10 protein-coding genes are annotated in these 9,755 nt (G+C 40.4%); all 10 read right to left on the bottom strand.

The window, feature by feature from the left end; all coding sequences use genetic code 11:
• Positions 1-81 precede the first annotated feature (81 nt).
• Positions 82-891, bottom strand: coding sequence for a tryptophan synthase subunit alpha (gene trpA, locus BKK47_RS09660; protein ID WP_077494641.1), 810 nt, complete (start codon positions 889-891; stop codon positions 82-84).
• Entirely contained in the window at positions 888-2,087 is a 1,200-nt protein-coding gene (gene trpB, locus BKK47_RS09665; RefSeq protein ID WP_077494642.1) for a tryptophan synthase subunit beta, read from the bottom strand. Before trpB ends, trpA begins: the two co-directional genes overlap by 4 nt.
• Positions 2,088-2,103: 16 nt before the next feature.
• Entirely contained in the window at positions 2,104-2,862 is a 759-nt protein-coding gene (locus tag BKK47_RS09670) for an SDR family oxidoreductase (RefSeq protein WP_077494643.1), read from the bottom strand.
• A 64-nt stretch (positions 2,863-2,926) separates the two neighbouring features.
• The gene (trpCF, locus tag BKK47_RS09675; RefSeq protein WP_077494644.1) at positions 2,927-4,366 is read right to left on the bottom strand and encodes a bifunctional indole-3-glycerol-phosphate synthase TrpC/phosphoribosylanthranilate isomerase TrpF; all 1,440 of its coding nucleotides are present in this window, start codon (positions 4,364-4,366) and stop codon (positions 2,927-2,929) included.
• A 41-nt stretch (positions 4,367-4,407) separates the two neighbouring features.
• Positions 4,408-5,409, bottom strand: a complete 1,002-nt coding sequence (gene trpD / locus BKK47_RS09680) for an anthranilate phosphoribosyltransferase (protein ID WP_077494645.1) — start codon at positions 5,407-5,409, stop codon at positions 4,408-4,410.
• Between the two features lie 80 nt (positions 5,410-5,489).
• Positions 5,490-5,876: a tautomerase family protein gene (locus BKK47_RS09685; protein ID WP_077494646.1), complete on the bottom strand. Its 387-nt coding sequence runs from the start codon at positions 5,874-5,876 to the stop codon at positions 5,490-5,492.
• A gap of 48 nt (positions 5,877-5,924) precedes the next feature.
• Positions 5,925-6,506, bottom strand: a complete 582-nt coding sequence (locus BKK47_RS09690; RefSeq protein ID WP_077494647.1) for an aminodeoxychorismate/anthranilate synthase component II — start codon at positions 6,504-6,506, stop codon at positions 5,925-5,927.
• A 9-nt stretch (positions 6,507-6,515) separates the two neighbouring features.
• Positions 6,516-8,063 (bottom strand): anthranilate synthase component I, encoded by a 1,548-nt coding sequence (gene trpE / locus BKK47_RS09695; RefSeq protein ID WP_077494648.1) that lies wholly within the window; start codon positions 8,061-8,063, stop codon positions 6,516-6,518.
• An 82-nt stretch (positions 8,064-8,145) separates the two neighbouring features.
• Complete coding sequence (locus BKK47_RS09700; protein ID WP_077494649.1) at positions 8,146-9,426, bottom strand: type II toxin-antitoxin system HipA family toxin; 1,281 nt, start codon at positions 9,424-9,426, stop codon at positions 8,146-8,148.
• Positions 9,427-9,483: 57 nt separating this feature from the next.
• The coding region (locus BKK47_RS09705; RefSeq protein ID WP_244149131.1) for a helix-turn-helix domain-containing protein at positions 9,484-9,755 on the bottom strand (272 nt) is incomplete at its 5' end.

A 9,755-nucleotide genomic window follows, 5' to 3' on the forward strand; every position in this document is an offset into this window, starting at 1 on the left:
AAAATTCGGATTCTGAGAATTGGAATTTAGAAACGCCCCTATGGGGCGTCAACTAAAGCCACCTTCTATGAAGGTGGATTTTTACTGTCTAGTTGCAGCCTTCATCAGCCGAACAAATTCAGCGAGTTCAATTAGACATTGTGTATGATTACCTAAATGGCGCTCAATAATTTTTACAGTCGCAGATCCGGAAATTGCACCGGCAGCGCCTAATTGTAGGGCTTCTTTTACCTGGTTTGGTTGGGCGATACCGAATCCTTGTAAAATAGGCGGTGCATTGTATGCTTTCAATTGTTCGACCAAAGAATCCAGATTTTTGGCATGCGCTTGGTTCTCTGCACTGGTGACACCGGAACGAGAAACCAAATAAGTATAACCTTCGCTGTTTTCTGCCACACCTTGGATGATTTTGGCATCGGCATTTGGCGGGCAAATGAAAACAGGTTGAATACCGTATTTTTTCGCAGCATTGATGTAATCATCTTTAGCCAGTAACGGAATATCCGCCACCAATACGGCATCGACACCGACTTCAGCACATCGTTGATAAAATGCATCTAGACCTTTGGCAAAAATAAGATTGGCACAAAGCAGTAAACTAATGGGAATCTCCGGATATTTTGACCGCACTTTTTCCAGCAATTTAAAGCTATCTTCCGTGCTGTGTCCTGCCTCTAATGCTCTATTATTTGCGGCTTGAATAACAGGACCGTCTAACAGTGGATCAGAAAAAGGAAAGCCTAATTCAAGGGCATCGGCACCATTATCAACAAGCGTGCAAATAATCTCAAAAGAACGCTCAAAAGTAGGATCACATAGTGTTACGAAAGGAACAAATGCGCCTTCATTTTTTCCCTTAAGGGCGACAAATTTAGTTTCAAAACGGCTCATGATTTCATTCCTTTTTCTGTTAAAATTTTGTCCACGGTAAAAATATCTTTATCACCACGACCGGATAAATTCACCACAAGAATCTGTGTTTTATCAGGATCTTGATGAATCATTTTGAGTGCTTGCGCAAGGGCGTGTGAACTTTCCAATGCAGGAATAATACCTTCGTGCTTTGCGAGTGCTTGGAAGGCATTTAATGCCTCATCATCGGTGATAGAGGGATATTCCGCACGCCCAATACTTTGTAAATAGGCATGTTGCGGACCGACAGAAGGGAAGTCTAACCCTGCGGAAACAGAGTAAGATTCTTCTACTTGACCATCTTCCGTTTGCATTAAAGGGGATTTCATACCGAAATAAATACCGATTTTGGCATGACCTAACGGCGCACCGTGTTCACCTGTTTCAATGCCTTTGCCTGCCGGTTCTACACCGATTAAACGCACATTTGGTTCATCAATAAAATCGGTAAATATACCTATCGCATTGGAGCCTCCGCCCACCGCAGCGATAACAGCATCCGGCAGACGACCTTCTTTTTCCATAATTTGGTGTTTGGTTTCTTCACCAATCATTTTTTGGAATTCACGTACAATCGTTGGAAAAGGGTGTGGACCGGCAGCCGTACCGAGCAAGTAGTGGGTATTTTCATAATTTGCCGACCAATCACGCATCGCCTCACAACAAGCATCTTTCAAAGAGCAAGCTCCTTTTTGCACGGGAATCACTTCTGCGCCCATTAAGCGCATACGAAATACATTAGGAGATTGGCGTTCCACATCTTTTGCTCCCATATAAACACGGCAGGGCATATCGAGCATTGCACAGGCAAGTGCTGTTGCCACACCATGCTGACCGGCTCCGGTTTCGGCAATGATGCGGGTTTTCCCCATACGTTTTGCGAGTAAAATTTGACCGAGAACTTGATTGGTTTTGTGCGCACCACCATGCAAAAGATCTTCACGCTTAAGATAAATTTTAGCTTTTGTGCCTTTTGTCAGGTTACGACAAAGGGTAAGTGCGGTCGGTCTGCCGGCATAATTTTTCAGTAAATCTTGGAATTCCCGTTGAAATTCCGGATCATTTTTAGCTTCAACAAAGGCTTTTTCCAATTGTTTAAGCACCGGTACGAGAATTTCCGGCACGTACATACCGCCAAATTCACCGAAATACGGATTTAATAACATTTCTGACATTGTGTTTCCTTTATTATTAATTTGAATTTTTTGCGACATTCAATGGTGCAAAGGTTTGTGCAGTTGGCATCACTTCAATACGATTAATATTGACATGTTCGGGCTGCTGATTTAGCCACAAGACGATATTTGCAATATCTTGTGGTGTCACATATTGAACATTTTCATAAAGTTTTTCCGCACGTTCGTCATCACCTTTAAAACGTACATTGGAAAATTCAGTCCCACCGCAGAGCCCCGGCTCTATATTGCTCACACGGATGTTTTTTCCGGCAAGATCGGCACGTAAATTTAAACTGAATTGTTTAACGAAAGCTTTTGTACCGCCATACACATTACCGCCCGGGTAAGGATAATTGCCTGCAATTGAGCCAAGATTGATGATATGACCGGTATTGCGCGCTACCATTTGAGGCAGTAAAAGACGAGTGATTGTGACAAGACCTTTAATATTGGTATCAATCATTTTTTCCCAATCGTCAAGATTTGCTTGATCCGCAGTTTCTAAACCGAGGGCAAGACCGGCATTATTGACAAGCAAATCAATATTACGCCATTCAATGGGTAGAGATTGGATGGCCTGTTGTGTTTTTTCGCGATCAGAAATATCGAAAGCAAGAGGAAGAAATTGTTCGCCAAGTTCGGCGTGGAGAAGGGTTAATCGTTCGGTTCGGCGACCTGTGCCAATGACATGATAACCTGCGCCAATTAATGTACGGCAAATCGCCGCCCCAAATCCGGCTGTTGCGCCGGTGACAAATGCTATTCTAGACATAACCACCTCCTAGTGAAGTCTCAGAGTATTTATACTACACTTTTGCAGTATTGAATTAAAAGAACTATATCGTATTAAAAATTTTCTCAAAAACTGACCGCACTTTCACCTCATCTTTTATACCGGGAGCACTTTCTACGCCGGAATTCAGATCTACACCTAAACAGCCTTGAGCCATTGCCTGTTCAATATTTTCCGGTGAAATCCCGCCAGCCAAAATTGTTTTGTATTTGAGCTTTTCAGGAATTAATGACCAATCGAAGGTTTTACCCGTCCCTCCTTGCTGGTTTGCAGTTTGGCTATCGAAAATATAGCGGGCAACATTTAAATCATCGGCAAAATTGACCGCACTTTTTTCATTTGTATCGATTGATAGGGCTTTCCAAATTTGGTAGGTTTCAGGTAATTGACGACGAAGATCGGCGATAAACTCCGGTGTTTCCGCACCATGTAATTGCACGGCATAAAGGCGTAATTGTTGAGCAATTTTTAGGATAAAATCAATCTCTTGATTTTGAAATACGCCGACAAAACGAAGTGGCGCAGCCGTGACTAATTCCTGGGCTTGGCGCAGGCTGATACAACGTTTTGACTTTTCAGCAAAGATAAGCCCGCCATAAAGCGTACCGTTTGCGTAAACGGTTTTAACATCTTGAGTGCGTGTTAAGCCGCATATTTTGTTTTCACCAAAAATCACGGCACGAACCGCATTGTTTAAATCAGCACTTCCCATTAAACTACTGCCGATTAAAAATCCCTGTGCCACCTTTTGTAGCTGATGAATTTGCTGATGATCATAAATACCGGATTCACTGATAATGCGAACATCTGCCGGTATGCGATCGGCATATTTCTCTGTTAATTGGACAACCTGATTTAAGTCCACCGTTAAATCGTGTAAATTGCGATTATTCACCCCTATGACTTTTGCCCCTAATGATAAGGCACGTTCAAACTCAGCTTCATTGCTGGTTTCGGTTAATATGCCCATTCCCAACGAATGAGCAAGATCTGCCAACACCTGATAAGTTTCATCATTCACTACGGAAAGCATTAACAAAATGGCGTCGGCTTGATAATAACGGGCAAGATAGACCTGATATTCACTAATCATAAAATCTTTGCAAAGTACCGGTTGGTTCACGATATTTCGCACTTGAGGCAAAAACTCAAAATCCCCTTGGAAATATTTTTCATCCGTCAGCACCGAAACCGCAGAGGCATAATGTTTATAGACATTGGCAATTTCGTATAAATTAAATTCAGCCCGAATTAATCCTTTCGAAGGGGAGGCTTTTTTACATTCCAAAATATAAGCCGGTTTTTGGTGTGTGCCTTTTGATAAAGCATCATAAAAAGAGCGGTCGGATTTTGTGATATTTTGTTGAAATGCACTGAGCGGAAATTCCGCTTCTTTGGCTTTCACCCATGCGGCTTTATCAAGGACGATCTTTTGCAGTACGGTCGCAGAATCAATGGGTTTTGAGAAGTCTTGAGTAATCATCTTTTTTTCTACTTAATACAAATTCAGGTGAATTTTTAGGGCTAATATTGCGTTAATTTTTGCAAGGTTTCAAATGCTTTGCCACTGGCTAAGGTTTCCAATACATTTTGGGTATTTTGTTTGAGATCATTGTAGCCGAATAGTTTAAGCAATAATGCGGTATTGGCAGCAACGGCATTGGCATGTTCCGCTTTACCTTTTCCTTGTAAAAGTGCAGTCAATATTTTGGCATTTTCTTGTGGCTCGCCACCTCGCAGGCTTTCAATGGATTGTGCTTTCAAACCAAAGTCTTCAGGTGTTAACGTGAAGTAGTCTATTTTCCCCTTTTTCACTTCTGCCACTTGAGTATCACCATGTAACGCTACTTCATCTAAGCCCGAACCGTGAACAACGAAAGTGTATTCATGCTCTAAGCTAACGGCAGTTTCAGCATAGGTTTTCACGAGTTTCGGTGCATAAACACCGAGTAAATGATAATTGGGGCGGGCCGGGTTAATTAATGGACCAAGAATATTAAAAACAGTACGCGTTTTTAGTGCTGTGCGAACAGGGGCAACATGGCGAAAGCCGGAATGATACTGTTGTGCAAATAAAAAACAGACGCCGATTTTATCTAAGGCTTGACGTGCCGATTGTGCAGAAATATTGATATTGACGCCTAATGCGGTTAAAACATCACTTGCTCCGGATTGGCTGGACACGCTGCGATTACCGTGTTTAGCCACTTTTGCGCCCATCGTCGCCGCCACAATACAACTTGCCGTAGAGATATTAATGGTATTTTGACCATCTCCCCCCGTGCCGACAATATCTGCAAAAGGATAATCAGGGCGTGGAAAGGCATTTGCATTTTGCAGTGATGCCGATACTGCACCGCTAATTTCCTCAATGGATACACCACGAACCTTTAGGGCGATCAACATTGCAGCAATTTGTTCATTTGAAAGATGACCTTGAATGACTGCATTAAAAAGTGCGGTACTTTCTGATTGGTTTAATTGATGACCATCGTAAAGTTGTTCTAATAAGAGGTTGTGTTGCATAGTTTGTTCCTTGATATAGTGCTATTTACTACTTTTGAGATTGAAAATTTTATTATGATGTCGTAAATAACACATGGCTATTAGACGTAAATATCATAATCCAAATCCCGTGCTTCATCGCCCGTCATTCCACGGAATCCCCAACAATGAGCCGGTTGCTCTTTAATGGTAATTTCCACATCATGCGCACGGATACCGAGTTTATATTCAAGTTCACTGAATAACATTTTGATTAGGCGTTTTTTTGTCCCTTCCATTCGGCCAGCCATTAAATTAATTTCAATGACGGTGTAATCATCACTACGATCAAACGGGTAGTAAAAATCTTCTTTTTCCAAGCCTAAAAAACGAATCGCGTGTTTTCCTTTGGGAATGTCCAAGCCTAAATAGAGGCTGTTATAAATCACGTCAGCTAACATTTCTCTACGTGGTGTGAGTTTAGATTTAAGTCCAAATACAGTAATCATATTGTTTTCCTTATTAGGTTGGATAGGCTAGTGCCTATCATTGTTTTTTTAGTGATTGAGTAACCATTCAATGGATTGTTGTAATAACTGCGATCCTTGCACGGTTAAAATACTTTCCGGATGGAATTGGAATGAGCAAATGGGTAATTCACGGTGGTGAATTGCCATAATAATGCCGTTGTATTCCGCATTGATGATAAACTCCTGCGGTAAATTTTGCCCCATAAGGGAATGATAACGGGCAACCGGCATCGGATTGACGAGATCTTTAAACATCGCCTCGCCATCATGGGTGATTTTGGACACTTTGCCATGTAATACTTCACCGGCGTGAACTACTTTGCCGCCAAAGGCTTGAATTAATGCTTGATGACCTAAACAAATACCGATAATGGGTATTTTATCTTTTAAACGTTCAATCAACGGTAATAAAATACCGGCTTCGTCCGGTGTGCCGGGCCCGGGGGAAAGGGCAAGAATCGTTTCAGGCATATTTAATGCGGTTTCGATTAATTGTTCTAAATCGCAATCGTTGCGGTAAATTTTAACTTGATGTCCTAAGACACGAAATTGATCCACCAGATTATAAGTGAAGGAATCAAAGTTATCTAAAAAAAGAATATTTGCCATAACGTATCCCTATTTAGCTTGTGTGTTGATCTGACGAATTGCTTTTAATACCGCAGTGGCTTTGTGTCGGGTTTCGTCTGCCTCCATTTGCGGATCGGAATCTAACACCTCACCACAGCCCGCTTGCACGTGTGCTATACTGTTTTGAACAAAGGCTGAACGAATCACGATGCAGGTATCTAAACTGCCATCGGAAGTGAGATAACCCACCGCACCGCCATAACTGTGGCGTTTTTGTTGTTCATATTGATAAATAAGCTGCATTGCCTTGATTTTCGGTGCGCCGGTGAGTGTACCCATATTCATACAGGCTTGATAGGCGTGAAGCGCATCTAATTCAGGGCGAAGTTTACCCACCACACGTGAAACAAGATGCATAATATGAGAATAACGATCCACTTGCATTAATTCTGCAACTTGACGAGTACCACTTTGACAAACTCGGGCGATGTCGTTTCGTGCCAAATCCACTAACATCAGGTGTTCTGCTTGCTCTTTGTGATCTAATCGAAGTTCCAGTTCCAAACGGGTATCCAATTCAGGATCAATATTACCGTGCGCATCAAATCCGCGTGGACGTGAGCCGGCAATCGGATAAATTTCTAACTGACGATTTTTCGGCGTATATTTGAGCGCACTTTCCGGTGATGCGCCAAACAAAATGAAATCTTCATCGTTCATATAGAACATATAAGGACTTGGATTATTTTGTTTAAGTTGAGCATAACTGGCGAGTGCGTTAGGGCAAGCAAGAGAAAAACGGCGGGAAGGGACAATTTGGAAAACATCCCCAATATTGATATGGTGTTTTAAGGCTTGCACTACATTGATAAATTCAGGATCATCAAAATTTGTGTTCACCTCACCACTTGCCGATTTAATAGATAAAATATGATCAATATTTTTTAATTTTTGTGCGATAGCGAGGGCTGTTTTTGCCACATTGACTTGTTCTTCTTGTGCAAAACAGTAACTTTTCAATGTTGCCTGCTGGCTTTGATGATCGATTGTGATGAGATGTTCGGCGAGATAAAAACTGTAATCAGGACAAGAAATCCCATCATCTTTTAATCTGATGTCATTCATCGGGATGAAATTGGCCACTAAATCATAAGCAAATAAACCGCCTAAAAAAACAGCCGTATCGCTGTGTTGGTAAAGATTCAAAATAACCCGTAATCCATCAAAAATTGTCGTTGATTGTAATTTACTGTCTTCATCCAATCGATTATCAAGCGGAGGGAAATCAACAGAAAATTCATCATCAAAATCGACCGCACTTAGCGAATTACTCTGAGTTAAAACAGGAAAAATCTCTTTCAAAACCTGTTTACCATTTGCATTTAATGCTTTAAATGTGACGTTGTGACCTACGCAAGTAATTTTGACTGCTGCATTGATAAATATAAGGCTTTGTAAGCTATTTTTACTACCGATTTCAGCAGAGTCGAGTAGTAGTGTGTTGGGATGATGACATAATGTGTTAAAAATAGCCGTGGTATCTGAATGATAAGGAACAGGTTGTGTGGTAACCGCAATAAAAGCATTGTTTTGCATTTTTAAATCCTTTTTAATAATTTTTGTACTATTAAACTAGTACAGATTAAATAAGTCAAGAGGAGATTTAAAAAATCTTGCGTTATTGAATTTTCCTTGCCTGTTTTCTTAAGCCATCTAAAATAGGCTCGCTAATATCGCTAGGCAAATGACCTATATTGATTTTCTCAACTTTTGGTAAGCAAAATGTTATTTCGTATAAGATTTCTTCAACGGTTGCTTGCGATAAGCCTGCTAATTTCGCTGTTGCAAAGATATGTCGTAATTTAATTTTATCCCATAAATAGTGCTTATTTTCGCCGTGCCAAGCCATCGCCATTTTTACTTTTTGTTTTGCTAAACCGTTTGATTTAATGAGAGGATAAGCTGATATCACATCATAAAAGGGTGTTAAGCGGTAATGTCCCAATGGTTCTAAAAAAATGCTAAAATTTTTTGCATGTCCATCAATGGCACAAAGTAACCAAAATATAATCTGGGCTTTAAAAAATTGTTTTCGATCGTCATTTGGATTTGCTGAACCATTTAATAATTTCATAATTGATAAAATACCAGGGTCACCGTCTGATTCATATTTTCTAGCGGGTGCAATATTGAGTGCTTGACACATATCTTCTTGTGGTAAACGAATAAGCCATTTTTTATCTTGAGACCAGCGTCGATCGAAACGTTCAACAATCAAAGCTTTTATTTCGCCAAAATGTTCAATGCTGGCGAAAGGAACATTTAGACCAAGTTGTTTCATAATTTGCAAACAAAGCCACTCATTTTCACAGCTATTTGAGAGATCCAGTTGACCTTGCCCTACTATGCCAATTGGTAATTTAAAAATATGGCTAGTAGGCGTGGTGTGTAGTGGTCGCATCCATTGTCCATCATAGTAGAGTAATGCTGTTTTTTCTTGTGCTCCCGCAATTGAAATACGAAAATCCTCTTTTTGTTCCATTCCTAGTGGAAAAGTGCGGTAGTTTTTTAGCGTATTTTCAATATCTAGTGATGATAGTGCTTCAGCATGAACTGTTTTTACGATATGTGTATTATGCTGATAAAGTTGAATTGCGCCCACGCAGTCTTGTCCGATTGCTGAAAGTAAATCAAATGGTGTTTTTGTATTGGTTTGGAAACGTTGCTGAATACGTGAACGAATTTGTTCATTATCAGGTAGTAAATTATCAAAGAAATTATAAACTTCATCACCACGATAGGCTTTAGTCGAAAGGGGAAGCGAAAGAGAAATAGGGCGTGAACGAGAAGATGAAAGCCATTTGTCAACATACTGAAATTCCATGGCTCCATTTTTTGAACGTCGCCATTTGCCCACTAAAATACCATTCATTGCCACATTAAGTAGTGAATTATCCATTACCAAATTTCCCCATCATCATCGCTATTATAAATTGCCGTAGGTGTTGCAATCAGATCATTTTTTTGCTTGTTTTGTGGAGGTAGGACGAGGTTGTACCACTAATTCTAACTCTAATGCAGTAAGAATTTTGAATAAGGTTTCTATTTTGGTACTTTCAGGTGTATTTTCAAAAACCGAGATAGTAGCTTGTTTGATTCCGGCTCGCTTGGAAATATCTGTTTGTGAGAGGTTATCTTTATAACGAAATTCACGAACAACTTGAGAAAGCATTTTTGGGCTTGTAATGATCATAATGTATCCCCTATAAAGTATATCTGGTATATTAT

The sequence above is a fragment of the Rodentibacter mrazii genome, from assembly GCF_001998825.1.
GTDB lineage: Bacteria > Pseudomonadota > Gammaproteobacteria > Enterobacterales > Pasteurellaceae > Rodentibacter > Rodentibacter mrazii.